We start from the raw sequence: 26,831 nt of genomic DNA, 5'->3' as shown, positions 1-26,831 counted from the left end.
TTGCGTGCGTTATTTCTTCGCACTCCTGATTTTAGATAATGCATCGGTGCCTTTCACCAAGAAGTCACGGGCCAATTCCTGTGCAACTTGATAATCTGGATCACTATTTTTCACATTACTCGCCAAATATGGCGCCGCCAAAGGCAGTGTCTTATCGTAATCTTCAATGTTCGATACATCCACTGGCGACGATGTATCTCCAGTTATCAATGAGTCAATTTTGAAATGAGGGTGGCTTAATGGCCCCTGAACGACAATCTCGCCATCATAAAGGAAGTTGATGTTCAGCGGGCTGTCTTTCCCTGCTTTGAACGTCAAAATTGCGCCCACCAAAATGTTTTTGGAGTTCTCCTGATTGCGCAATGCGTCTTTTATTGTGTCGACATGATTTCCGGTTGCAATGCCTGAAACCATGGCTCGGTTCCCTTCGTCATCCAAAGCGGCTGGCAGCCATCGGCTTTTACTCTCCCCCATGGTGGCCATGGGAATGTCGTTATCCCCTTCAGAGCGAACGGTCTTATCCGTGATGATTTCATTCCATGAGAAATGGCTGGACGAAATACCTCTGATTAATTTTGCATTTCCCTGTTTCCATTTTTGGTATAGCTGGCTAAACCATTCTTGATTGCCAAGTTGTTTAAAAATCACTTTTTTATTGGCAACGGAAACCAATTCGCTTCGGAAGGTGAGGCGTGATTCAGTGCCTATCTGGTAAGAATTTCTCCATGGGCTTTTGCGAATATCAACAAACTCCCCACCAATATCCATTTGGCCGATATAGTCTTTATCAAACATTCCTTTAAATAATGGCATTCGCCCATCTTCATCGCCCAGCGTCACCGGATTATTCCGCACCATACGATAGAGGTTGAGCCCGTCAATAGTTCCGGCGGGGTCGGGGTTGAGCCAGCGGCCGAGCCAGGGCTGGTAGTAGCGCAAGCCGTAGTAGTACAGCCCGGTGGCATCGCGCTCCTTGCCCGAGTAGCGGTAGTGTTTCAACCGGACCTCGGCGGCATTCTCGCCGATGACGTAGCTGGTCCCGCCAAAGGGAAAGTATTCCTCGTAGCTGATGACGAGGCCCGTCGCGTCCAGTTCGAAAACGGCCGATCCCAGATAGTTTTCCAGCTGATAGCGGATCTGCGGCGACGGTACGCCGGCAGGCGGCGCGCCGATCGTCCAGTTCAGGCGCTCGGCCAGGCAGCGCTTGCCGTCCATGACCCGGATCGTGCGATATTCGTCGTCCACCGTACCGTTGGTGGAGTGGCGCCGAACTTCCAGGCCGTCGATGTAAAGCGTCTCGTCGACGTTTTGCGTTGCACCGCCATTGCCGTAGCGCCGGGTGATCTTGCGGATGCGCTGGCCCTGGGAATCATAGACGTAAAGTTCGATATCCGAAGGGCTGGCGCCGCGGTCGATCATCGTCACGCAGGCGAGCAGATTGTCGTAGCGCCAGGCAACGGACGGCCTGCCCGGCATCGCGATCTGATTGCCGTTGGCGTCGAAAAACGTATCGACCCGAGCTGGATCGACGGTCAGAGCCGCGTCCACCGCACGGTTGCTGGTGGGCGAGACGGTGATGGCGATCGTCGCCGGCACACTGCCTTGATGGGCAATCTCGGCAAGATTGTCCGAGGTGTCGTAGCGATAGCGCCGGGTATAGTTCTGCAACGCCTGACCATCGTTCAGCGCGGGCAGCGGAACGAAACGATCGCTGTCGCTGCTGGGTCCGTCGCCGGCCGACAATGCCGGATGCTCACGCCCGGTCGCCGTGACCAGACGATAAGCGGCATCGTAGACATAGGTGCCGACCGGATCGACCTGCTGGTTGGCATGGAACACCGTGCGTTGCGCATCGTCTGCGATGGCGGTGATATTGCCGACCGGGTCATGGTAATAGCGCAGCGACTGCAAGGTCACGCCGTCGCTTGGCCGAACCGAGACGACGGTCGCCAGAAATTGCGTGGTCGGTTCGTAGGTGTAGCGCGTGATGACGCCGTTGCCATAGACGATCTGCCGGCGCTGGCCGCTGGCGTCGTAGGTGATGTTGTCGGCATAGGTTTCGGAGGCAGTCGAATCCGACGGAAGCAGGCTGACGGTGTCGACATGGCCGGCGATGTCGTAGACATAGGTCACCAGATCGGGCTTGGCATCGCTCGAGCGCTCGACGGACTGGGTGAGCGTCCGCCCCAGCGCGTCGTAGGTCCGGCGGGTCAGGTAGATTTCGACGGGATCGAGCTTGCTCCAGTCGGGTATCGCGTTCACGTCCTGGAGCAATTGCCGCTTCTGGTCCAGTCGCTCGCCGCCGATCGTATAGGCGTTGAAGGTCACCACGCCGGCGGCGTCAAAAACCTGATGGACTTGCTCCCGCAGGTTATGTCCCGCATCGCCGCTGACGCTTTCGCCATAGACCGTCTTTTGGGCGAGATAGGGTGTCCCGTCCGCTTCCCGCACGGTCAGGTTCAGCGGGCGCTGAAGCGGGTCATAGGTGGTGGTCCGGATCGTACCTTTGGCGTCGCGGCCATAGACCGGATTGCCGGCGGCGTTGTTCAGCACCCATCTGACGCCGCTGTCCACGCTCGTGCTGCTCAGCTTCTGGCCGTCGAGGCTATAAACGACCGTCAGGTTTTCCAGCCCCGCGGCGCGCATCCGGTCGTCGGCGCTGGCGAGCAGCCGATTCATCGCGTCGAAGGCGTTGTAGGTCGTCAGGCCGGAAGGCGGGAGCGGCGGCGCTGGCGGCTGCAGGGTTTGGGTGATCCGTACCGCGTTGCCGGACGGGTCGAACCGGCGGATCGTCGGCGTGTCGTTGAACAGCGCGGCCTGTTGCAAGGCCGCGCGTTCCAGCGGATCCAGCAACGGATTGTCGATATTCGCCTTGTAGTAGGGCGATTCGACGACGGTGTCGTCGGCGTCGTAGTGCTGCTCCTCCCACGGCGAGAATGCGATTCTGGTGAAGAACCCTTTGGGGGTGTCGACGCGGATCTCGCGGCCCAGCGGATCGTAGTGGATCAGCGGGCTGACCCCGAAGCGGTTCAGCGCGGCATTGTCGACGTAGGCCCAGCCGTCGGCGAAGAACGGGTCGTATCGCTTGATCGGATTGCCCTTGTTGTCGTAGACGGTCCGGCCGGAAACCAGCCAGCGATTGTCGCTTTCGACAATCGTCACGGAGCCGTCGGGATTGACGCGGTGGCAGTCGCCCGGGTCGACGAAGGCGATGTTCTGGATGGCCCGCCCCAGGCCGTCTGAATATTCGGCGACGTACTGGATGCGAGCGGCCGTGCTGTAGGTTTCGGCAGCCAGCGCCACCGAATGCACCGGTGTCGGCGTGACGAGCGTGGCGATGCGCGCTTGCGCGGCGGACGCTGCCTGCGCTGGAATGCCCGGCAGCGTCATCCTGCTGCCATGGTCCAGGGTGCGAAACCGATGCAGGACGGCGCCACTGCGAGCGATGTAGCAGCCATCGATCAACGCTTGCCAGAGCACTGCGGAATCCACGCCCAGCCCGGCGAGATCCGAGGGGCCGATCCGTCCGCACCAGGAGAACAACTCATAAGCGGAAAAGGAGGCGGTTCCCTGCAGATAGATCTGTGGCGTCGCCATGGCCGCCGCCATGTCGAACGCGGGGGCCGCATGGTCGAGCGTCAGAGGCGCAAAGCCAACGGGCCCGGTGGCCTCTCTCCCCTGCACCGACGTTGCCCAAACCCAGCCCAGGGCGTCGCGCAACGCCTGGGTGACGGTGCCGTTGGGATCGGTCATCTGCCAGGGGCCGACGGTCTGGTAGTCGATGCCGGTGACTTCGTTGACGTTGCCCAGCGGATCCTGGCTGCGCACAACGAGCAGATCGCAAGAATCGTAGACGACGGCGGTAACGCCGCCGAACGGATCGACCGTGCCGCCGGGCAGGTAGTAATCGTCCGCGCCGAGAAAGGTCTGCAGCAGCCCGGGATTCCACCACAGGCCGTCCGACTGGAGATATTTGCCGCTCCCGGTCAGCAGGGTCTCGAGCTGGTCGGGCGCGAGCGCCCCCGAGAAGGCGGCGTCGAGGTCCGCGGGCGTACCCAGTGCGTCCTCGATGCGGCACAACAGGCCTTGCCCTGTTGCCTGGCCCAGCGGCAGAGGCTGCTGCGTTGCCGAATCCCAGTAGTAATGACGCTGGTGGCCCAGCCCCTTCAGCTTGCCGGCAGGGTCCAGCAAGGCGGCGTCGATTCGGGCCGAGATTTCGTCGAACGTGAAGATCTCGCCGGCAGGCGGCGTCGGCGCAACCAGCCACCAATTCGAGTCCTCGATAGCCAGACCGAGGAGGCGCAGATCGGGACCGGTCAGGTCGATCACGCGATGGGTCTGGACCGTTATCCGCATCTGCGCCTGCTCGGGAATGCGGCCGGGCGCCGATGCGCGGCGGGCATAGGCAATCGAGCAGGCGCGCGTCGTCGCCCCGTAGGCGTCGACTGCCAACGTGACATCGTGCGTGATGCGCGGATCGGCCGGGTTGCGTTCGTAGTGCAGCGTCAAGGTTTCGAGCGGATAGACGAGAAACACGCCGTAGCCGTTTTCGACGACCGCCTGATCCTGACGCACGCCGTAGGTTGTTTCGGTGACCTGATAGGGGAAATCCGCCAGCACCGAGCCGTCCAGGCCGTAGACTTCCTGTCGCAGCACCATGCCCTTCAACGCATGGTGCGCTTGTCGCATCGTGTCGCCACCGGGATCGGTATCCGCAAAGGTGAACCGTGCCGGCGGCAGGACCGGCGCCGACGGATCGCCGTGGAAATAGTCGGCGACGAAATCGTCGCATGGACTGACATCGTCGCCCCAGGCGCCGGTGTGGTACCAGGTCCGGGTCAAGGACGGTGGCGTGTACGCGTCGGGGCCGGCATCCTTCGTTTCCGCCAGGTAGTCGACCAGGCCGGGACTGTCGATGCAGTCCACCTGGCCGAAGCCGCAAAATTCGCGCTCGACGGGGTCGTAATAGCCGTGTCGATAGTCGTAACGCGACACGAGCCGGGTGCCCGAGACGGCATCCAGGACCTCGACCTCGTCGACGACCTGCACCGGGAACGGCAGCGCGGTGGCCCACGGAACGCCGGCCTGCCGATCCCGCAACGCGTGGTAGGTCGATGCGCGATACGAGATACGCGTCACCAGGCCCATATTGTCATCCGCCGTGTTCAGCAGATAGGGCTTGGTCTTGCAGCCGAAGTCGTAGGCGAAATAGCGTCCGGGGCTGGCGGCCGGAGAATAGACCAGGGCGGTCGTGCCATTGCCGCGCACATCGGCGAATTCAACCTGGTCAGTCGGCTGCCAGCCGCCCGGTAACGGGATGGATACCGCCTCGGCGAAGCTGTTGCCGCTTTGATTGACGTAAAGGTCGATGTGGCCATGGTGAAGATAGAGCAGGTCTGTCGTGCCGGAACCATCGATATCGGCCAGGACGAGCCGGCTGGTATCGAAATCGTCGCCGAAATGAGGTGCATTGCCCAACGCGATCTTCCGGCCGAACTTGCCGTAACCGAGATTGGGCCAGACCTCGACCGAACCATTTGTAATCCTGACCAGATGTTCCCGGCCGCTGCCGAAGATATCGGTCATCCGCACCAGGACCGTGGCGGATTCCTCGCCGCTCATCGGCATGTCGCCGGCCCGCGGCAGGACGAGGGCGGGGCGATACCCTTGCGCGCCGCGCGAAGGATAGACACTGACCGTTTCCGGATCGAGCCGCAGCAGGTCGGTCAGCCCGTCGCCCGTCATGTCGGCGGTCATCGTGTCGGGCTCGAACAGATCGGTGGGAACGGCCGGCAGCGACAGGAAGGGCGCCCACGAGCCATCGGCATGCGCCTGGGAGAATCGGGTGCCGTCCGGCGCCGCTGCAACCAGGGCCGGCCGGCCGCATCCGGTGATGTCGATCAGCGCGGCGTCATCGGCGAACCCCAGGCTGGGAAACCGCGCCGGCGCACCGGGCGGCGCATAGCAGATGGCTTCGTCGGCGACGCCGGGGCCGGCCCGCGGGTTGGGCTGCGGACCTTGCGGCGCCAGGAAGAGAATCGTGCTTTGCAACCGAAAAAGAATGCCGGGAATGCCTTCGCCGTAAAGATCCGCCAGTTGAAACGGCGCGGGCGGGGCGACTCCGGGCACCGGCCGGCCGAAACCATCCACCATCGGTTCGAACTGGCCGGTCGAGGGGGCGAAGGGCGTATAGCCGAGTTCCAGCGGCGGCAACGCCTGTGTCGTATAGGCGCCGCCGTTCAGACGACAGCCCAGCGCTTCGATCATGCGCAACTGCGTCAGCACCGGCGACTCGCTGTAGCTGAAGCGCGTCATGTGAACCAGCACCGGCTCAGGGCCCAGCTCCGCGAAGCGATGGAACATCAGCACGTGGCGGCACAGGCGGTAGGTGCGTATTTCAAAGCCGGCGTTGTAGATCGAGAAGGGGTCGGCACGCGCCGGCCACAGCGCACCGGCCGGCGGCCGGTACGGGTCGGGCGGCAGAGGGTTCAGCGAATATTCGCCATAGTCGAAGACGATTTCGAAGTGCCACGAGGCCTGGTCGAGATCGTTCAACGCATGGACCGGCCGGTCATTGCCATAGAGAATTCGGTCCGGGTACTTGTTGGCATTGAGCGCGCGTCCGTGTTCGTAGATCGCGGGCGATACGTTGTCGTCGTTCTCGGGCCGATAGCGGTACGCGACGGCATCACCGCGCGCCATCAGCTCCGCGTCGATCAGCCAGGAGAAGATATGCGTGGGCGCCGACGGATCGGCGATCCTCGATGCATCGTCGCGACCGAAGAAGGTCTGGCGGTTGTCGCCTTCGAGCGTGCGCCAGAAGCTTTTCTGACTCACCGGGTCGATCCAGTGCTCGATGGCCGCGAACGTCGATTCGACGCGGGGCAGATAGGTGAGCACGTCATGGCCGTCGCGATGGCCGACGGGAACCGAAGCGTCGCGCACGAGCGGCGTGCCGTCGGGCAGCAGGAAGGTATCCGTACCGTCATAGCGCGGTTGGCCGCTGCTGGTCTGACGGGTGATCGCCGGCAGGCCGATATCGAAGCCGAGCCCGTAGAGGCCGTTGCCGCTGCCGGATCGATATTGCAGGGTGACGTCGGGCGCGCCGTCGCGGCAACTCGTGACGGGAATGGGAACGGCGAATGCCGCGGCGCCCGTGAAGCCGCCATTCCGGAAATTGGCGCCGATGCCCTGGATCGCGCCGCCGCCTTTGGGCAATGCGACGCGGGCCGCCTTGATTCGGGCGCGGTCACCAGCCGGCGCGCCGTCGCCGGATGCGGACACCTCGGTCTGCGGCGCGACCGGCTCCGGAATCATACGGGTGCCTCCGACAGCGGATTGCCCCAGCGGCTGAAGCCGGGGCGGTTCGGATCCTGGCCGGGACAGCGCTCGTCGGCCAGCCGGGCTTTGTTTTGGGTGACGCAGCCGCACAGCCCGCAGATCTTGCGATTGGCTGTGCCGCCGGTCAGCGCCGCGGCGATTTGATAGGCGACCTTCCGTTCGGGCTTCGTATGATGCGGACAGGCATCGCAGGCGGCCAGCCTTGCCGTATAGAGGGCATCGTCGGCGGTCTTGAAGCCGCTGCGCCCCCAGGCGACGAAGGATTTGGCGGCCTTGATCAGCAGGGCGGCGCTGCTCTGGTCCTGGGGCGTCTCATCGGCGGGTGTCTCATCGGGACGTTGCTGCGCCGTGCGCTGGCAGACCTCGGGATGGTCCAGCAGATGGTCGCGGAAGGCCGGCGCGCGCCGGGAGGTGAACAACGTCGTCGCGTAGGTCGGATTGTCGATCACGGCGGCGAAGACCTGTCGTGAGACGGGACGGTCGAGGCCCAGGTAACGGCCCAGGCTGTCGCAGCCTTCTTCGACGCTGGTCAATGTCTGGAAGTCGGGCGGGATGGTCGTATCGGTCATGGCGAGATTTACCGGGAAGCAGAAGTTCACTCCGCTCCCCATGCCGGAGCATGGGGAGCGGCTCCTTACGTTGCGTTACGGCGTGTGGAAGCCGCTGCTGACGTAGTTCGGATCCAGCGTGTTGCCCTCGCTCGATTTGACGTTGGAGGCCGTGATGGTATAGGCGGTCTTCGGGGCAAAGCCGCCCTTGATGGTCACCTTGTTGCTTGCCGCGCCGTTGCTGATCGTGAGGATCTGGTCCATATGCGGATGGAAGAAGTAGTTGTCCTTGTCTTCTGCCGATGCCATGTCGATCGGCGCGCTGAAGGTCAGCGTGACGCCCGAGTCAGCGGTCGAGGATGTTGCGGACAGCAGCCTCAAGTCAGCCGCCGGCGGGCCGCCGGCGCACATCGGCAGCGGATTGAAACCGATCGCCTGCTGATAGGTCGTGATCCGGCAGTCGAGATTCGTCGGATGGCATCCGGCGGCCGGATGATCGGCCCTGCTCGGGATCAGCTTGAAGGTGGCTTCGACCTGACTGATCGCATCGAAGATCACGTCCGGATAAAGCCGATTGAATACGGTCTGCAGCGGCGCGGGTGCGTAGTAGTCCGCCTCGGGCTTGCAGACGAAACCGGCCGGTTGTTGCGCCTGATTCGGGAAGCGGCTGATCAGGTAGCCCAGTACCAGCGAGAGGCCCTGCCATTCGAGCGGTACGGCGCGCACGAGACCGCCTTGCACCAGGACGTATTTGGTCGTGCCCAGATAGAAGGCGTAACCGTTGGCCTCGCGTGCCGACGCGTCGAAGACGAAATGGATATCCGGGAAATACGCGTGGAAGAGCTTCATCAGCCAAAGGCAATCGCCGGCGCGCTGCGGGTTCCGCGTGACCGGATGGAGGCCCCCGATCCTCAATTCATCGGCCTGAACCTCGGTGAGGAAGCCACCTTTCAGCGCAGCCGGCGGGACCGCCAAGGTCGCACTGTGATCGCCGTGCAGAGTAACCGCGCCGCCCTGGGCATTCGGCTGCCGAATCACCTGATGGGCGCCGGTCGCCGTCGCCAGGAACTGCGCGAAGTCATGGCGCGGCCGCGCAGCCAGCGTGACCGCGGCATTGGCGTCGGCGGCCTGGTCGTGCCCGCGCGTGGTCACCGCCGCATAGACGCCCGGCGCGGTCGCCAGCCCCTGCTTGACCAGATCGTCATAGAACGTCTGGACGGCGAAATCGCCCGACAGGATGCCGTCCGTATCGATCAGGTGGCCGTCGAGATCGATCGGCTTGCCGATCGAGGTGGCGATGTTCCATACACCGCCGGTATAGGATTTGATCTCCAGTCTGGTGACGGCGGCGGTCGTGCCGTCGGCCAGCAGAAGGCCGGTGCCGACCGACAGCATCTGCGCCTGAATCAGCTTGCGCGTGTCCGCCAGGAGGAACGTGTGATTCATCGTCACGGTGACCGTGCGTTCGTCCGCGCCGATCTTGAACGATACGTAGGCCATTTCGGGCTGCACGCTGATGGACGAGGTGCCGTCCGAAAACGCGACGCTGCGTTGCTGCGATGCGCCGGTCGGATCGAAGGCCAGGACGGGGTCCTGTAGCGCGAGCGTTTGAATGGCCTTCGTCTGCGTGGCCGACACCGAAACCGGCGTGTCGAAGGCCAGGCACGAGCAGGTGCAATTGCAACAGTACCCTGTGTCCCGGTCGCAGACGAGGACGAGGTGGTTGACCTGCCAACCCTCCTTTTTGCAGGTTTCGTTGATTTGCGTCGAGTTGAGGCTGCAATGCTGTGCCGAGCAAGTCGGTGTTGCCATACGACCCTCCGAAGTTGACGTTAGAGTGGTGAGACGTGCCGTCCGCAAGCGCATCGCTCAGGGGCGGCGGGCACTGTAGGTCGGCAGAAGGCCGATCGACAGAACTTTGGCGGGGTCGAGCAGACCGGTCGCCGAATCGGCAAGGCCTGGCGGGACACCGCTCCTGGCCACGATCAGCGACCAGGGTTGATCGACCCAGTTGTTGATGCTCTGGCCGGTCAGGCTGGCGGCGCCGTTCACGGCATCGAAGGTCAGCGACAAGCTGGTCGCGCTGTTGCCCGTGCCGATCCGGAGCGTCGCCGTCAGGGGGCCGCCCATCGATACGCCTTGCGCCAACTGCAGGAGGGCATCGATCTCGGTGATCTGATTCAAGTTCAGATTGGCCGGGAACCAGTCCTGCGCCATCACGATGTCGCAGGACTGCTGGGTCGCGCCCGCCGGCGGGTGGGTAAAGCCGAACCACGCGGTCGGGAAATTGGCCGCCAGGTTGAACGCGCGCTGGCCCTGGAAAGGAATGCTGTTTATCTTGTTGCGCACCTGGGATGAGAAGACCGCGCCGCCGTCCTGCGCGGTATAGCGCAGGCGGATGATGACGTCGGTCAACGTCGAATAGTCGATGCGATTGGTGTCGAGCGGCATCTCCAGGCGCCAGGAGGAGATGGCGCCGGTGCCCTCGAACGGCATGTACCGTTCGTCGTTCAGTTCGTCCTGGAACGTGCCGGTATCGCTCAGCCCGGTGGACAGCGCGACCTTTTGACTGGCTCGCCAATTGGCACGCAGCACGCTGGTATCGGGCGTCGCCGATCCCAGGCCCAGCAGATAGTCCACGCCGTTGATGTCCGGCTTCAGGAGGATCTGGCTGCCGGTCTGCCTCAGGATTGCCTTGATGTTCTGGTTAGGGCCGAGGATCGCCGGTATGGTCACCGAGACCGATTTGATCTGTCGGGCGTACTGGCCGGGATAATCCAGATCGAACAAATATTCGCTGAACCGGATATCGCACGTGCCGGTGCGCTGGAATCGCAGGAAGGCTTCCGGATCCAGTGCGAGCAGTGAAATCGTCTTCTCGATTTCAAGGCGCCGATTGTTGCCGCGGTAATAGCTCGACGTCATCTGGGCGAGGCTGGCGGACAGCTGCTCGCCGGCGAGCAGGCCCTTGCGCAGCCCGTCCCAATAGTCGAAGGTGATGAACTGGTCAACCGTATTGGTTTCGAACTGGTAGCACTGCTGGGCCGACACGGCCAGTTCGAGCGCCATCCGATAGGCCTGGCCGTAGATCGTGCTGAGCCGCGAAATCATCCATTGGTAAAGCTCGGCATTGGTGAATTTGCGGCGCAGGAAATCGTCGACCTCGACCGCATTGTCCTGGTTGCGCCGGTGAATGGACAGTTGATGTTGGGCGATCTGCAATTGCAGATTGGCCGCACGGATCTGGCTGTCCAGCACCTCGACGTCGAAACCGGCCTGGGTCAACTGCTGTTGCCAATCCTGGTCGCGCCGCTCGAAGCTGCCGACGGTCTGGCTGACCTCGCCGACGCCCTTGGTGGTCTGGGCCAGGATGTCGAACACCTGGGCGGCCGCGTGCAGGCTGCTGCCGATCTCCCGGCCGCCATAGGTCATGGCGAAAGGCGAGCCGACATCCGGCACCAGGAAGGCGCCCGAGGCAAAGGCTTCCAGCACGCCGCTCGTCGTGCCGAAAGCGGTCGACAGGATCTGCATGGCGATCTGCAGGCGCTCGACCGGCAGCAGGCCGGTGTCGATCAGTGATTGATAGAAGTCGCGCCGGGATGACGCGGCTTCGTGCGACACGGTCAACCCGGCAATCTGTTCCTGGTTTTCCGAAATCTGCAATTCCAGCGATTTGGTGGTCAGGTTCAGGATCTGGACCGTCTGAATCGCGTTCAGTCGCGCCAACGATTCGGCATCCTTCTTTTCCAGGGCGGAAAGAAGGAGATTGCCGAGTTGACTGAGCTGGGCCGAAAAGTCGCCGGCCATCCGCGCGATGGTGGAGAAGCGATAAGGCGGCGCGCCGGACTGCAACTGCTCGGCGACGCGCGCGCCCATGCCGGCGGCTGCGGCGCGCACCAGCGCCATGGGATCGATCGGCGGCTCGAACAGTGCCAGTTGCCGCACGACACCCTGGATGTTCATGCAATGCCGGATCTTGTAGAGACGGTCTTCGACCAGATCCCAGTATTTCATCAATGCGCTGTTTTCCGGCGCGCAGAAATAGGCATCGAGTTCGTTGACCGGGACGTAGCGATCGGCCTGGTTCAGTTGCACCGCGCCCTTCGACGTCGGTGGCGCCACGTTCTCCATGTCGATCAGGAATTGCGGGATATCGGTGCCGTATTTCGCCTGGATCTGATTGAAGGTCGATGGTGGCTGCTGGGTGCAGGCGCCGACATCGACCGGTCGCGGTCCCAATATGTCGCGCGCCAGGACATAGAGGAGGGTTGCCTGGGTGATCGATTCCCAGCTGTCCTTGGTGAATTCGAAATCGCCCCATTCCAGCAGAATGTCGATGTAGCGCATGACGATCGCCTTTTGATAGGCACTGCCACGCAAGCGGGCGATCACGTGTGGCTGGAACGGGTAGTTGTTGTAGGCCCTGATCTGGGCCGTGTCGGTCAGGATCGACTTCAGGGATTCGACGTCGAAGGTGCGGAACGCGATCAGGCGCCAGAAGCGCGTGGACTGGTCCTTGACCGTCGGATCGGAATTGATCGGCACGGTGGGGTTGAAGATGTATTCCAGCCAGCTCCGTGCTTCCGGATAGCGCTGGTTGGCCCGCAGCTGGTTGGCGATCAGCCACGGGCAGTAGAGAAACATCTCCCAGAAGTACAGGCCGTAGGGGCCCTTGTAATCGATCGTGTCGCCGGCGAGGTAGGCGGGAGGATCGATATTCGGCGACTGCTGGCCGTCATCGTAGAAGCGCGTGAACGGATAGCTCGGAATGATCGGGGTGGCCTGGGTCTCCGGCTGAAGCAGCTGGGGCACGCCGCCGACGAACAGCGCCTTGTTGAGGCGGGCGGTCGCGCCGGTCGACAGCCGCTCGGCAGACCAGACGATGTTGTTGAAGTTGCCGGGCGTGTCGGTGTATCCGGTCGAAATCAGATTGGTCTGATTGGTTTCGCCTCTCACATTGACGTGGGCGTAATCCTCGAGCAGCTTGATCCCCGGCTCGGTCGACCGGATCATGAAGGTCTCGTCGCCGTTGTCCCAGATGAACCAGAACGGCTGATTGATGGTCGGCGCGGTGAAGCCCGCGCGGTCGTTGACGTTGTAGAGAAGCGTCAGGTGATTGATGGGCGTCCAGATGTAGGCGGCGCCCTGGCCGACGGCATTCATGAGGAACACGTTGCTGAAGTCGACGATTCTCATGACCGGCGAACTACCGGCCGGCACGACCGTTCGCGGGACGATGGGCACATAGGGCTTGGGCGTGCCGGGCGCCATGTCGTAGATACCGTCGATCACGTAGGTCGGCGACACATCCAGCCCTTGCAGCAGCAACCGGCCCTGATTGACGTAAGTCGAGCCGCGCAGGCCCTGAGTGGTGGCCTTGACCGCGTACAGGCTCGACTCATAGATGTTGGTGGCCAGCGCGTAGGCGTCGGGATTGGTAATGACGCTCGGGTCGGGCCGCGTCGGATCGTTGGGCGAGCCTCCCGGCAAGTCGTAGAACTGGCCGTAATTGACGAGGATCGTATCCTGGGCGCCGTCCTTGCCTTTGATCAGGAAGGGCACGGCCGTCTGCCATTGGACCTGGCTGACGTTGAAGTTTGCCGGGTTGATTTGGGCCGTGCTGTAGTTGCCCTGCATCGGGGCAAAGTTGATCGTGAAATGATCCAGCGTCTGCGGCAACACCCATTTGCCGCTTTGGTTGATGAAACTGTATTTCAGCGTGGCACCGGTATCGAGCGAGTTGGTCGCGCCGCCCCCCTGGATCTGCGAGGCCGAGGTCGCGTTCTGCTCGACCCAGAACAGAAACATCCGGTCGTACGCATAGAGCGGCGCGGCGTTCGGCGTCGGCATCGTCAGATCGATCTTCTCGAACGCCGTCCAGCTGATGTCGTCGATCTTGCGCTGCGCGTAGTAGTCGTAAGGCTCGGTCGCGGTGCGTGAAAGCAGGTAAAGCGTCGGGGTCATCGCGCCCAGTGCATCGGGATCCGGCATCGTGCCGCTATAGGAGCCGACACGCTTCAGCGCGGTCAGCGCGCTGAACGATTCGAAGTACTCGACGTAGGTGTCGTTGACCGTCTCGGGCGTGATGTCATTGGAGGTCAGGGTGTCCTCGGCCGTCTGGAACTGCGGCGTCTTGTCGGGACGCAGGCCGGGCTCGAGGTAGTTTTCCGGATAGAGAAAGACCTTGCGATTGGCTTCCCATAACCGGTAGGCGCCGAGCCACGTCCACCAGACTTCCGGAATGGCCACGTCGGTAATGCCGGGCTCCAGCATCATGCGGGCGCGCTGCATGTAGAGCTGTACCGACTGGATGGCTTGCGCGATATAGGAGATATCGGCGCAGCCGCACATTTCGACGTCGATCAGCAGGTACGTGTAGAGGCTCTCCGCATCGGTGATCACCGGGTATTTCTTGCCCAGGCTGAAAATGGCATAGGGCAGCAGCGCATCGCGCCTGGCCTCGTTGACCGCGTTCTCGATCGGCCGATAGAAGGTTTCCCATTGCGGTCCGCCGTAGCGCGCCTTCAGCGAGCCGATCGTAGCGGTAGCGGCTTGGCTGTATGCCGTCCACGCGGCGTTATCGACTTGGGCCGGCAAGACGTTGAGCCGGGCCAGGGTCAGCGTGCCATGGATATCCAGGCCGAGGCTCGACGCAGTCTTGAAGCAGGCCGCCATTCCCGTCAGGCCCATGACCGTGTTGTAGCCCGATCCCGTGCCGAACAGGGCCGCGCGCAATTCGCAGATCTGGTCGACCGGCCAACCGGTCATCAGCGACAAATCCTTGAACTTGGGATCGCTCGCGCAATCGCCCTGGTCGGGCGCCGCGAGATAGGCAGGCAGGCGGCCGTCCTCGTCGTTGAAGTTCTGCCGCAACTGCCGATAGGCCCACAGCGCACGAATATTGGCGAGGCTGAGGGTGGTCATGTCGGCAATGCCGAACGGCGCGGGATACTGGACGACGAAGCTGACGTCGCTGGCGGTAAAGGCCAGTTGCTTGAACAGCGTGACGAGGCGCGTCATCAACGCCATGAAATCCTGCAGCTTGACCGGCGGAGGATTGCCATCCGGCGGTGTCAGGAAGGCCGCAACGTAGTTGTCCAGTTTGACCGCGGCGGCGACGACCGGCCCCAGCGCGAGCATGCTGCCTGTGTCGGCCCCCAGCGCGACGCCCAATTGCTCGGACAGGTGAAAGCGCTGGATGCCGCGATTGGGATACTCGACCGTGGGGGCGCCGCCGAAATTCAGCAGCACGTCCACGACGTGGTTCAGCCGGCCCTGGGTGGCCAGGAGTATCTCGCGCACGTCGGCGATCATCGCCAGGCGGTCGGGGAGGTCGGTGAACAGGAAGTCCAGATTCGTCGAGGACGAGAATCCGGCACCGAGCACGCCCTGTTGGTTCAACACCTGATGCGTGATCAGGTCGGCGTAAGCGCCCTGGGATTGCGTGGCGGAAATCAGCGGCGTGATGAAGGAGTCGCCGTGCAGCGGGTCGATGAACGCGATCGCGGCAAAATCCGCCGCCTTGTCCAGCACTGCGCCATGAACGGTCAGGAAGCCGGCCTCGGGGGCGGAGAGCTGGAGGAAGTAGGATTGCGACTGGTCGGCGGTGATGTCCTGATTGATGAAGCCATTGCCGAGAACCAGCCAGTTTTGTGCCGTCTGCCACAGGGCGGCCAGGAAATTCGGCAGGTCGGCGGAGAGGAACGCGGGCGAGAAGGTTTTCGATACGCTGCCGGTCATGCCGTAGTCCAGCGCATGGATGCTGAGGCGCGAATGCTTCAGCCATGCGGCCCAACCTGCCGCGCTGATGGTCGTATCGAGGTTGGCGGTTGCGCCGATATTCAGCAACTGCAGCAGGGTCAGGTATTCGGTGACGGTCAGCCCGGCCTGGCGCGCCAGCTTGGCATAGGCGTACAGCAGCGACATGTTCGGGACGGTCAACGGTATGGCCGTGCTGCCGGCGGGCAAGGCCCCCGAGGCGATCAGCCAGTTCAGCGCCGCCTGACCGATGGCGGTCAGATCGTTGTCGACGACGTTGAGGCCCGAACGCAGGCGCGACCGGACACCCGCCACCTCCGGCCCCGTTCCCGCGTCGGCCGCCGGCGTCCAATTGGCGACGCTGTCCTGGTAAAGGGGGTTGCCGGCGTACTGCGGGTGGTAGATCGGCAATGCGTCGGATGGCGTATCCGGGGTGGGGATCACCACCATCACCGCATTGCTCTGGGCCTGGGTGAACGCCGAGCCAACCGTCAACGTCGTATTGGCAGGTACGGTCGATACCACCCGTACCTCGCCATTGACGCGCACGCGCATGCCGGGGGAGATCTGCGTGGTGAAGCTGGTTCCGGTGCCGGTTACCGTCGTGCCGGCGGCGGTGATCGTCACGGAGCCCTTGGCCGTGAAAGCCGGCATCGATCCTGCAGGCGTACCCAGGACCGACGGCGCGTTGAACAACTGGTCGAACGGATCGAGCGGTCGCCTCGGGTCACCGACGCCGATCGTCTTCAGCGGCTGGAACAGGGCACTGGCTTCCAGCAGCGTGCAGGACAGGCTCTCGGCCAATTGTTGTGTCCGGCCGATCCTGGAAATGGCCTCGGCGTCGATTTTGCCTTGGCCGACCGTCTCGATCATCCAGTCGAGATCGGCCGACGCAATGCCGCTGGCATTGGCAAGGCGGATGAAACGGTTCAGCCGGTCCAGCGCCGCCAGGTTCATATTGGCGATACGCGACACCGGGTGGTCCGGGTCGGTTTGATCGACGGTGAGCCTGAGGCAGGTCTGCGCCGTTTGGCCCTGGTTGATGAACAATTGCACCGCGATGCCGGCAGCTATTTCGGCATCCGACAGATTCTGCGACAACAACCCGGACAGCGCCTCATAGGTCATGCCCGTGCGCTGGCAGAAGACCAGCGAGGTGCCGAGATCGGTCGGCGGGGTCAATAGCTTGCCGTCTGCAATGCCGTAATAGGGGCCGATATCCGCGGCGCTCGTCAGGACGGTGGTGACGATCTTCTGCGTGGTCGGGCTGAGGCCGATCGCCTCCCGGCCGATCGCTTCGGGTCCGGGCAAGTTCGAGGCAGGCGGCGTCTGGTCTCTGGCCGCGAACACGTCGTAGAGCTGCAGCAGCGTCGTACCCAACGCCGCGCTGTAGAGCCGCGTTTGGGTCAACGGCAGGATGGTGGGAAGCGCGAACGGATAGACCTGGGCGGTGAACGCGCGGAACACGTCCGGCCATTGGGTAGCGCCCGCGATATTGGCCTCCAGCGCCTCATTGACAATCTGGAGATAGGGCACGAGCTGCCGGGTCATTTCCGGTGTCAGCGGAATGTTGCCGATATCGGGCCGGCGCTGCGCCAGGTGGCAGCCGTCGGGAATGCCGGGGTTGTAGGTCGCCGTATCGATGTACTGATAGACCACGCGCAGCAGGTCGACGAGGTAAGCGGCCGGACTGAAGATCGATTGATCCGGATCGCAATTGCAGTAATCCAGCGACCCGAAAAAGTCCTGATAGCTGGGAATGGCGCCGACATAGTCGAGCATGTCGGCGCCGACCGTGTTCATGGCGCCGGCGCGAAAGGCCGCCGAGCCAACCGAATAACGCAGCGCGAAGGCGGCATTCTGTGCGCGGATCTTTGCCTGGACCGCGCTGCGGTGCAGGGTGCGGGCATCCTCGTCGGTCAGGGCCAGTTGCCGCGCGTGCTCGGCGATGAATTGCCGCTCGGAATTCCGAGCGATCTTGTGTGCCGAGGTCAGCCCCGCGGCGACCAACCGGTCGGCCAGCTTGCCGTCGTCGGTGATTCGCAAGAGTCGCTGATACGTCTTCAGCGTCTCTATCTCATGCGGTGCCAGCGTGTCCAGGCCCGGGGTCGCTTCCGCGCGATGCAGGAAGAAATCATGCGTGCCGAGATTGAAATCCGGATTGCGGTTTATAACTGCGGAAAATCTTCCATCGGCAATATCGTTTAGATAAACCACAATAAACCCCGGTATTGGCTAACAGGCTGTTGAAATCCCGTCAGAAGTTGTCATTCGGGCGGAAATGGCAAGCCTCGGCGGCCGATTCGCTTATACGGATCGGCACAGCAACTTCCGGTATGGGACTGATACCATTCGCCGGTGAACTCCGCGACTCGCAGGCCGAGACGAGACGCTGCAAGATCAGGTCGCGAGCGATGTGGCGAGATATTTCCATTCACTTGAACGACACCACCATGTTCTGCGTATTGCCAATGCGCACGTATCCGAAATTGAGCGACTTTTCGGTAGATCGTGGTGTGCCGTCGATTGCGACAACAGGCGGGTTCAGCTTGGCTGGTTTGGCGAGCGCGCTTCCCGCGTTCGAGTTTCGCGGGGATTCAAGGTAAGGATTTCCGGCACGGTTTGCTCCTGAGTCATTCGAATGTGATTGACGAGACTTCGGATTTTTCTGCTTTGCTTGTGCGTCGAAAGGACTTTATCCGGTTCTTGAAAAACGACATCTGTTAAATCTGACAGGTAAATGGGTTGATTGGTGTTTTTCCCTGGGTTTTGTGGGGAATTATAGAAATGAATTCTTTAATTGTTTGATTGTTGCATGTTTAAAATCAATCCATGATTCGTGCATCAATGGGGGTGCCATGAAAAAATGGCCTCGTGCTTTAATGAAAAATGGATGATCGCGAACGAGTGGTAGCAATATAGGAGAGACTTGCGCTCGAATCGATTACACGTGATTACAACGAGTGTCGTGGGCACGCTTTTCTCGACGAAGCGCCGCGTGAAGGATGCCCGCGCAAGCATTGCGACTCGCCATGGATGCGCTCAAGCGCGTGGATGAAGGAACTGGAAGGCGAGAACGCGCGGCTGCGCAAGACGTACATCGACGAGCAGCAACTGGCGGATTTGTCGTGCGTGCTCATTGCGATCTACGGCAACAAGTACACGGGTCACCCACGCATCCAGTCGCTCATGGAATAGAACCCCATCACGCCCTGCGTAAATCGATTTTATCCTCTTTATTATTTCATTTTTCCGCCCTGTCGCCTCCAATTTGACACTGCGCCAAAGAAGCGCATGGCGCGTTCCATTGCAGATGAAAATTCATTCTTCATTCAAATCAGGTTGCAGTATTAGTGAGCGATTTCTAGAATCAGCCTTAATACAAGGCGTGAAGACACCGCTTTTTGCGGCATTTCCCGGGGGACGCACCATGAAAGCGGCTTGCATCGCTGGATGGGCAGTGTTGATGCTTGTGGCCAACGAAGCCGCGCTGGCGCAATTGGCCGCGCAGCCTTTTCTTCCCCCGCCAAAGCTGGCAGAGAAGGGGCCGCTGGAAGCGCTGGCGACAATCGAGAAGCAACCCTCTGCGACGACATGCAATCCTTCGGGCGATATCACGCGTGACGGGCAGACCGTCACGCTGAACCTGCAGGTCGAGAAGCGAGAGAACAAGATCTACAACCCCGGCAATCCCAACGGGGCGGAGGATCGCGTCAGGCTGCGGTCGTATGGCGGCTGCCTTTCCGGCCCGCTGCTTGAACTGAAACCCGGCAACACGCTGCGGGTGAATCTTGACAACCGGCTGGACAAGAATGACCCGAGCTGTCCTGGCGGGCACGATCCGGCGGGCGGGAGGCCAGGCTGCTTCAACACGATCAACATGCATTTCCACGGACTGCATGTATCGCCTGCCGGAAACAGCGACAATGTCCTGCTCAACATCGGCCCGCAAACAAAATTCGAGTACGAGATCAACATCCCGGCTGATCATCCGTCGGGCACCTTCTGGTACCACGCGCACCGCCACGGCTCGACTGCGCTACAAGTCGCGAGCGGAGCGGCAGGGCCGCTGATCGTGCGCGGCAATCGCCGCTACGTCGGCGCAGCACCGGGAGACATCGATACCATCCTGCACGACGCCTCGGGACGGCCGATCCCCGAGCAAATCTTCCTCTTCCAACAGATTCCGTACGCCTGCTTCGACGACAAAGGCGAGATCATCCAGGCGAATGGCCAATGGTCATGTCCGCCCGGAAAGGTCGGTGTCGTTGAAAAATTCAAAGAGCAACTCTCTTCGGCAACCGTATGGGACGACAGCGGCCGGTTCACAAGCATCAACGGCGTTGTTCAGCCGACGCTACGTAACGTAGCCGCTGGGGAAATCCAGCGCTGGCGCTTCATCCACGCAGGCATCCACGACACGATCAACTTGCAGATCGTGCCGATGGCCACCAATACGCCCGAGTCCCGGGCGGCGCTCGCGGGCGTACTGGCGGGTTCGCGCAAGGAGCAGCTGGCCGCGATCGCGGCACTCTGCCCGGTGCTTGTGCCGGACAAGAGCATGACTGTCGATCTGGTGCCTCAGTTTGAAATCGCATCAGATGGCCTGACCCGTACGGCCATTCGTGCGATCGGCGTCGACAAGAAAAGCGTGAGCGGCGGCATCGGCAGCAATTTCCTGCAGCCGGGCTATCGCAGCGACGTGTTGATCGCGTTCCCGCGGCCAGGTACCTATTGCATCCTGAACCAGGCTGCAACGCCCGAGGAGCGCGCCCACGCTGGCTCCCATGGCGGCGGGCAAGGGCCAAACGAGACGCAACTGCTTGCAACGGTGGTCGTGTCGGACGGCAAGCCTGTGACTGGCGATCTCAAAACCTATGTCGAGCAGGCTCTCTACGACGGGAACAAGGCCGACAAATCGCTTCCGCCGGCGGCCTTGAATGGACTGCTGGCAGGTGACCTGACACCCTGGCGTGCCATGGACGACCTCAAGAGTGTGGCTGTCAACCCCGCTGTGCAGAAGGTCGATTTCTTCATCGGCAATCCGCCCTTCCCGCCGGCGCCGCCTGCCACGCCACCCGCCAAGCCGGGTGCGCCCTGGACTGGCCCGTTCGGTTTCTACATCAACTACAAGGCCTACGATCCGGACCGCGTCGACTTCACGCGCCAAGTGGGCACCACGGACGACTGGGTGCTCAGCTCGCAGGGCGAACCGCACATCTTCCATATCCATGTCAACCCGTTCGAGGTGATGGATGTCCGCCACGCGCTGCCAGGTGCGCAGCCCACGAGCATCTTCGGCCCGAACGGAGAGTGCCTGATTTCACCCGACGAAGCCGGCCTGCAAAACCAGTATTGCGGGATGTGGCACGTCTTCAAGGACACCGTCTTCGTGCAGAACGACTACCAGGTGCTTGTGCGCACGCGCTACGACCGTTACATCGGCGAGTTCGTCATCCACTGCCATATCCTCGATCACGAAGACGGCGGGATGATGACCAACATCCGCATCGTTCCGGATGCGACGGCGCCCGGCGGCGGCATCGGCATGGTTGGCATGAATCACGCGAACCACGACCATCCGGCCGGCGACTTCCCCTAAACCCGCGTCAGGGCTTCCACACCGTAGCCTGGCGACACCATCGCCCATGCATGCGGTGCTGATTGGCCTGCGCGTTGATTTTTCTTTCGTCGAAATACCGCCAGGAGAGATACATGGCATCCAGCCTGGCGGCTTCGGTCGTCGCCAATCCCGGCTGGTATGGACCGCTTCCCGTATGAGTTGATGGGCAACCCCGCCATCGAGGTAAACCCGCTTGAGACGGGCTGACGGACCAGGCGCCTCTTCGCAACAGGCGCCACAGTGAGCCCTTCCCGGAGTGACCTGGAGGTACACCATGACGCAAGAGCGCCCGCCGTTCCACATCACGATCCCGATCTATCCCGGAGTTGACCTGCTGGACGTGGCCGCGCCGGTCGAGCTGTTCAGCTGGATGGCCGAAACCTGGACCACGCGGGCGACGACGATCACCCTGGCCGCGGAGGACTCGAGACCGCTCAACACTCGCGATGGCCTGACCCTCACGCCACAGCGCCGGTTTGCCGACTACGCTGAATCTGTCTCCCAAACCCACTTGCTATGGGTGCCGGGCGGGAATCCGAGTGCCCTGCGGCAGTTGATGCAAGGTGGCCCGTATCTGGACTTCCTGAAGGCGCAGAGCGCTGGCGCGAACTATGTCTCGTCCGTATGCGAGGGCGCCATGCTGCTTGCCGCCGCAGGTCTGCTCGACAACTATCGGGCGACCACGCATTGGGCGTTTATCCCTTGCTTCAGCCGATTCCCCGCGATCAAGGTAGCCGATGGCTTCCCCCGCTATGTCATCGATCGCGACCGGATCACCGGCGGCGGTATTTCGTCGGGACTGGACGAGGCGCTGGCCATCATAGAGCTTGTCGCAGGATCGGATGTCGCCAAGGACGTCCAGATGACCACGCAATATTTCCCGCGACCGCCTTTCCAGCAAACCATCGTTCCGGCCACGCACTGCCCGCTCGATACGTGATGCCGATGGCGAAATGTCTTGTTGACCTTCGGGGCACGGACTTGACCTCTAACGCGTCGCGGGTACGACGGTTGTCCATCGACTACGTCGATCGCGATTTCCGGAGCAGGACTTTACCTGAGGCACACTTGAACCACAGCCGCACCGCACCGACACCGCCCGCGACCGGAATCCGCGGCAACAGGAACGAATCGTCGGACGCACCGGCACAACCGCGCCGGGTCGTCGTCGCATTGCGGTAGCCGGCGGCGGCGACCTGGTCGCGGACGCGCGGATCCAGGTCGCCGTACGGGTAGCAGAACGATTCGACGGGCTGGCCGCCAAACGCTTCGAGCCGCTTCTTCGATTCGGTGATCTGAACCTCCGACACGTGCACCGGCACGTGCGACAGCGCGACGTGATCGAGCGTATGCGAGCCGATTTCATGGCCGTGATCGCGCCAGGCGAGCATGTCCGCGCACGTCATGAGCGGCGAGCGTGCGGTATCGGCGCCCGCATCCCAGTCGTTCTCGCCGCCGAACCGGCCGGCGACGAAGTAGCAGGTCGCGGTGAAGCCGAGTGCGTTCAGCACGGGCATCGCATGCGTCAGCACGTTGAGAAAGCCGTCGTCGAACGTAATGCCGAAGACCTTCCCGCTGCGCTCGCCGCGCAGGTACGGCTGAAGTTCGCGCACGCTCAGGCCGCGATAGCCGAGCCGCCTGAACAGCGTCATCTGGCGTCGGAACGCATCGGGCGCGACGCTCAGGCTGCGCAGCCGGTCGGGCGGCGGCGGCAGCGTGCGGATCTGGTGATACATCAGGATCGGGTAGCGCGTGGCGGACGGCAGCATGAGCGGGTCGCGGGAACAGGGAATTACGCGGCCTTGCGGAAAATCCGCAGGGTCTTGAAGTCGCCGATTTCGACGAAATCGGCATTTGCCGCCCATTGCTCGATGATCGGCTCGGCCTTCCGGTATGCCGACGAGCCCTTGTAGAACAGCAGGTGGCCGTCGCGCGCGGTATGGCGGGCGAACAGGTCGAGCACTTCGGCGTCGGTCTTCGCGCCGTAGCGGCTGTTCGTCTCGTCGCGGAATTCGCACAGATGGAACAGCGTGACGACGTCGAACGCGGGCAGCAGGTCCGAATTGCTCGTGTAGATGTCGCCGAAATAGGCCAGATAGGTCTTGCTCACCTCCGGTTGCCGCGTGACGAGATCGACGTACGACTTGTATTCCTTCGGCGACGCCGTCACGCCGAAGACGGTGTTGTTCAGGTGCGGCCGCGCGCATTCCACGCCGACATGATGGTGGCCGCCGGTGCCGAAGTGATAGATGCGGATGCCGTTGAGGCGCGCGGTTTCCAGCCATTCGACGAAGTGCACGTCGCACGGGCACTCCTGCGTGCGCAGATCCCAGTACTTCTTCCAGATGTTCATTGCCATTAAACGGACCTCAAGGATGTCGCCCAACGATTGGGGTTGTGTCGAATCGATTTCTGATAGACGGACTGCGTCGCGTCGACGAATCGTTCGAACGAGAACTCGCGCTTGCCCTTCAGCCGCGCGCTGCGTCCCATCGCGCGCACGCATCCGGGCTCGCGCATGATCGCGCGCAGGATTTCCCCGATCGCTTCCGGCTCGCGCGGCGGGACGACCCAGCCGTCCACGCCCGGCTCGACGTTCTCGGGCAGCCCGCCCACGCGCGTCACGATCGCGGGGCAGCCGAGCGACATCGCTTCGCGGCACGCATACGACAGGCTCTCGTGGTACGACAGCACGAACGACACGTCGATGATCGAGAACGGCGTCCGCACATCGTCGAGGCGCCCGGTGAAAGCGGTGCGCGCGGCCATCCGGTGCAGCGCGATCTGCTCGCGTTGCTCGCCGGTCGGCTCCGCGCCGACCAGCAGCACGCGAAACCGCTCGCGCTCGTGTTCGGGCAGGCGGCCCAGCGCCGCGATCAGGTCCATCCAGCCTTTTTCCGGCGCGGTGCCGGCGCTGCTGCCCAGCACGATCGCGTCCGCGCCGGACGGCCCGAACAGCGCGATCTTGCGGCGGCGAATTTCATCGCTCGCGAGTCGTTCCGCGGCCTGCCGGCGCACGCCGTGCTTGACGACCGTGACGTTCCCGTACGGCGACCGGAGCGCGAGCATGCCCGCCACGTAGTCGCTGACCGCGATCGTGTGGTCGGTGGCGAGGCGTGCGCGCAGCATGTTGCCGAAGCTGTCGGCCCGATACGTGTTGTGCTTGGTGAGCACGACGGCGGGTCGATACCGGCAGCCGAGCAGCGCGAGCATCACCTGCCGGTGATCGGCGGACCCGTTGACGTGGATGACGTCGAAGCGCTCGGCGACGATCCGCTGGCGCAGCCGGAGGATTTCCTGGCACAGCCGGTTCCAGCGCGGCTTGAATTCCATGTCGAAGATGGCCACGTCGGGGCTGTCGTTCAACAGTCGCGACAGGCGGCTGCCTTCCGGCGACGCGACGGTCACGCGATGATGCCGGCTCATCGCGGCGGCGAGATCGCGGACGTAGGTGTCCTGGCCGCCGCCGTAGTCGCCGTGGAAGTTGGTATACAGAATGTTCATCACGATGCCGCCTTTTCTCGATCATTCATTTGGCAGGACTGCTGAGAAAATGAATGTCTCAACCTGTTGAAAGCAATGACTCGAATCCGGTCCCGCGTTGCCGATGCGCGATTGCGCATCGACACCCGGACGGGGCGTCACCGCGAATCGTTTCCAAATATTACAGACGCATTACGTACCGTAGTGTCAAGGTCTGCGCATCTTTGTGAGAATGTGTCGCGATCGATTGCGGTGTCGTCACGCAGTGCGGTGCCGCCGGGGAGGAGGGGCGTCCGGCGGCGCGGTGCCTGTCGCCGGCGCGTGAACCGTGGCGAGCCCGGCGCGACGGGCGATTTGGCCCGATTAGCCCCCTTCGACCGCGCGGGAAGCGGGCTGGATCGCGACAAAACCCGCCTTTTCGACGACATCCGGACGCAGATCAACTCGACAGACTTTCAGATTTGAAAGCCGGGCGGCCATTTGCGTTAGAATGCCCCCCCTGTCCGCCATGGCGACCGCCGACGGCGGACCTGTCGCACCCAGAGAGACGTGGGTTTCGATTCGTAGCCGGGCGCGAAAGCTGTGCCAGCCGTTAGCAACATACGCTTTGTGATTTGGATTACTAATGAAGAAGAAGCACAACATCACCAAGTACATCGTTGTCGCGATGATTCTTGGTATCGCAGTGGGTTACGCCTGTCATAGCGCGTTTCCCGATCCGAACATGGCGAAGGAGGTCGCCGGCTACGTGTCGTTGCTGTCCGACGTGTTCCTGCGCCTGATCAAGATGATCATCGCGCCGCTGGTATTCGCGACGCTGACCGTCGGCATTGCGCAGATGGGCGACGGCAGCGCGGTGGGCCGCGTCGGCATCAAGGCGTTCGGCTGGTTTTTCATCGCATCGTTCACGTCGTTGCTGCTCGGCCTGCTGACCGCCACGATCCTGCAACCGGGCAGCCATCTGAGCCTGCCGTTGCCGGCGTCCGATGCATCCCTCGGCCTGAAGACGGGCGCCTTCACGCTGAAGGACTTCGTGGTCCACCTGGTGCCGAAGTCGATCGCGGAAGCGATGGCGAACAACGAAATCCTGCAGATCGTCGTCTTCTCGATCTTCTTCGGTACGGCGCTGTCGGCGCTCGGCGAATCGGGCAAGCGCCTGACCGGCGTGATCGACGATCTCGCGCAGGTGATGCTGAAGGTGACGGGCGCGGTGATGTGGTTCGCACCGGTCGCGGTGTTCGCGGCGCTGGCGTCGACGATTACCACCCAGGGGCTCGGCATCCTGCTCACGTTCGCGAAGTTCATGGCGAGCTTCTATCTGGCCCTGGCGCTGCTGTGGGGCGTGCTGACGCTCGCCGGCGTGACGTTCCTCGGCAAGCGCGCGTTCACGCTGATCCGGCTGATCCGCGAGCCGTTCCTGCTGTCGTTCGCGACGGCGAGCTCCGAGGCCGCGTATCCGAAGCTGCTGGACGCGCTCGACCGTTTCGGCGTGAACCGCAAGATCTCGAGCTTCGTGCTGCCGATCGGCTATTCGTTCAACCTCGACGGCTCGATGATGTACTGCACGTTCGCGGTGCTGTTCATCGCGCAGGTGTACGGCATTCACCTGCCGCTGGGCACGCAGATCACGATGCTGCTGATGCTGATGGTCACGTCGAAGGGGATGGCGGGCGTGCCGCGCGCGTCGCTGGTCGTGATCGCGGCGACGCTCAACCAGTTCAACATGCCCGAAGCCGGGTTGCTGCTGATCATGGGCGTCGACATGTTCCTCGACATGGGCCGCTCGGCCACCAACGCGGTCGGCAACTCGATCGCGGCGGCCGTGGTCGCGAAGTGGGAAGGTCAGCTCGACGATCCGCGCGACGACAACGATCCGGACAACGGACGCGCGATGCAGGTAAAGGTGCCGGAGACTTCTACAGCGGCATGATGTGCGACAGTGCGGCAGCGCAGCGTTAGCGATGCGTTGCCTGCTTCCCGGTAAGGGACGATCGCCGGCCTGGATTCGATACGGATCCCGGCCGGCGATTTGTTTTTGGGGCAATGATTCCGTCTTGAATACGGTGGTTTTCCCGATT

The 26,831-nt window shown here is 62.5% G+C and carries 11 protein-coding genes; 4 read left to right on the top strand and 7 right to left on the bottom strand.

Annotation, left to right across the window (positions count from 1 at the left end; all coding sequences use genetic code 11):
- Nucleotides 1-9 precede the first annotated feature (9 nt).
- The 4 genes from BDI24065_RS03075 to BDI24065_RS03060 form a co-directional block, all read right to left on the bottom strand.
- Nucleotides 10-7,317, bottom strand: coding sequence for a SpvB/TcaC N-terminal domain-containing protein (locus BDI24065_RS03075; RefSeq protein WP_175029969.1), 7,308 nt, complete (start codon nucleotides 7,315-7,317; stop codon nucleotides 10-12).
- Entirely contained in the window at nucleotides 7,314-7,910 is a 597-nt protein-coding gene (locus BDI24065_RS03070; protein ID WP_217481801.1) for a hypothetical protein, read from the bottom strand. Before BDI24065_RS03070 ends, BDI24065_RS03075 begins: the two co-directional genes overlap by 4 nt.
- Before the next feature lie 75 nt (nucleotides 7,911-7,985).
- A complete protein-coding gene (locus BDI24065_RS03065) occupies nucleotides 7,986-9,701 on the bottom strand; it encodes an Ig-like domain-containing protein (protein ID WP_175029967.1) in 1,716 nt (571 codons plus the stop codon).
- A 57-nt stretch (nucleotides 9,702-9,758) separates the two neighbouring features.
- Nucleotides 9,759-17,864, bottom strand: a complete 8,106-nt coding sequence (locus BDI24065_RS03060; protein WP_217481800.1) for a neuraminidase-like domain-containing protein — start codon at nucleotides 17,862-17,864, stop codon at nucleotides 9,759-9,761.
- A gap of 837 nt (nucleotides 17,865-18,701) precedes the next feature.
- Here BDI24065_RS03060 and BDI24065_RS03055 point away from each other — a divergent pair.
- The 3 genes from BDI24065_RS03055 (at nucleotide 18,702) to BDI24065_RS03045 (ending at nucleotide 22,210) form a co-directional block, all read left to right on the top strand.
- Nucleotides 18,702-18,845 (top strand): hypothetical protein, encoded by a 144-nt coding sequence (locus BDI24065_RS03055; protein WP_175029722.1) that lies wholly within the window; start codon nucleotides 18,702-18,704, stop codon nucleotides 18,843-18,845.
- 190 nt (nucleotides 18,846-19,035) lie between these two features.
- The gene (locus BDI24065_RS03050) at nucleotides 19,036-21,249 is read left to right on the top strand and encodes a multicopper oxidase family protein (protein ID WP_175029966.1); all 2,214 of its coding nucleotides are present in this window, start codon (nucleotides 19,036-19,038) and stop codon (nucleotides 21,247-21,249) included.
- A gap of 295 nt (nucleotides 21,250-21,544) precedes the next feature.
- The gene (locus tag BDI24065_RS03045; protein WP_175029965.1) at nucleotides 21,545-22,210 is read left to right on the top strand and encodes a DJ-1/PfpI family protein; all 666 of its coding nucleotides are present in this window, start codon (nucleotides 21,545-21,547) and stop codon (nucleotides 22,208-22,210) included.
- 82 nt (nucleotides 22,211-22,292) lie between these two features.
- Here the strand turns inward: BDI24065_RS03045 and BDI24065_RS03040 are convergent, their stop codons facing one another.
- From BDI24065_RS03040 to BDI24065_RS03030, 3 genes are read right to left on the bottom strand one after another with little or no spacing between them, the layout of a single operon-like run.
- Entirely contained in the window at nucleotides 22,293-23,039 is a 747-nt protein-coding gene (locus BDI24065_RS03040; RefSeq protein WP_175029964.1) for a polysaccharide deacetylase family protein, read from the bottom strand.
- Between the two features lie 23 nt (nucleotides 23,040-23,062).
- A complete protein-coding gene (locus tag BDI24065_RS03035; RefSeq protein ID WP_241025846.1) occupies nucleotides 23,063-23,629 on the bottom strand; it encodes a hypothetical protein in 567 nt (188 codons plus the stop codon).
- Nucleotides 23,629-24,774, bottom strand: a complete 1,146-nt coding sequence (locus tag BDI24065_RS03030) for a glycosyltransferase family 4 protein (RefSeq protein WP_175029963.1) — start codon at nucleotides 24,772-24,774, stop codon at nucleotides 23,629-23,631. Before BDI24065_RS03030 ends, BDI24065_RS03035 begins: the two co-directional genes overlap by 1 nt.
- A 604-nt stretch (nucleotides 24,775-25,378) precedes the next feature.
- Between BDI24065_RS03030 and BDI24065_RS03025 the strand changes: the two genes are divergently transcribed.
- Entirely contained in the window at nucleotides 25,379-26,683 is a 1,305-nt protein-coding gene (locus BDI24065_RS03025; RefSeq protein ID WP_175029962.1) for a dicarboxylate/amino acid:cation symporter, read from the top strand.
- The last annotated feature ends 148 nt before the right edge of the window (nucleotides 26,684-26,831 follow it).

It is taken from the genome of Burkholderia lata (assembly GCF_902499025.1).
Taxonomy (GTDB): Bacteria; Pseudomonadota; Gammaproteobacteria; order Burkholderiales; family Burkholderiaceae; genus Burkholderia; species Burkholderia lata_C.
This window is presented reverse-complemented; position numbering and strand designations above follow the sequence as displayed.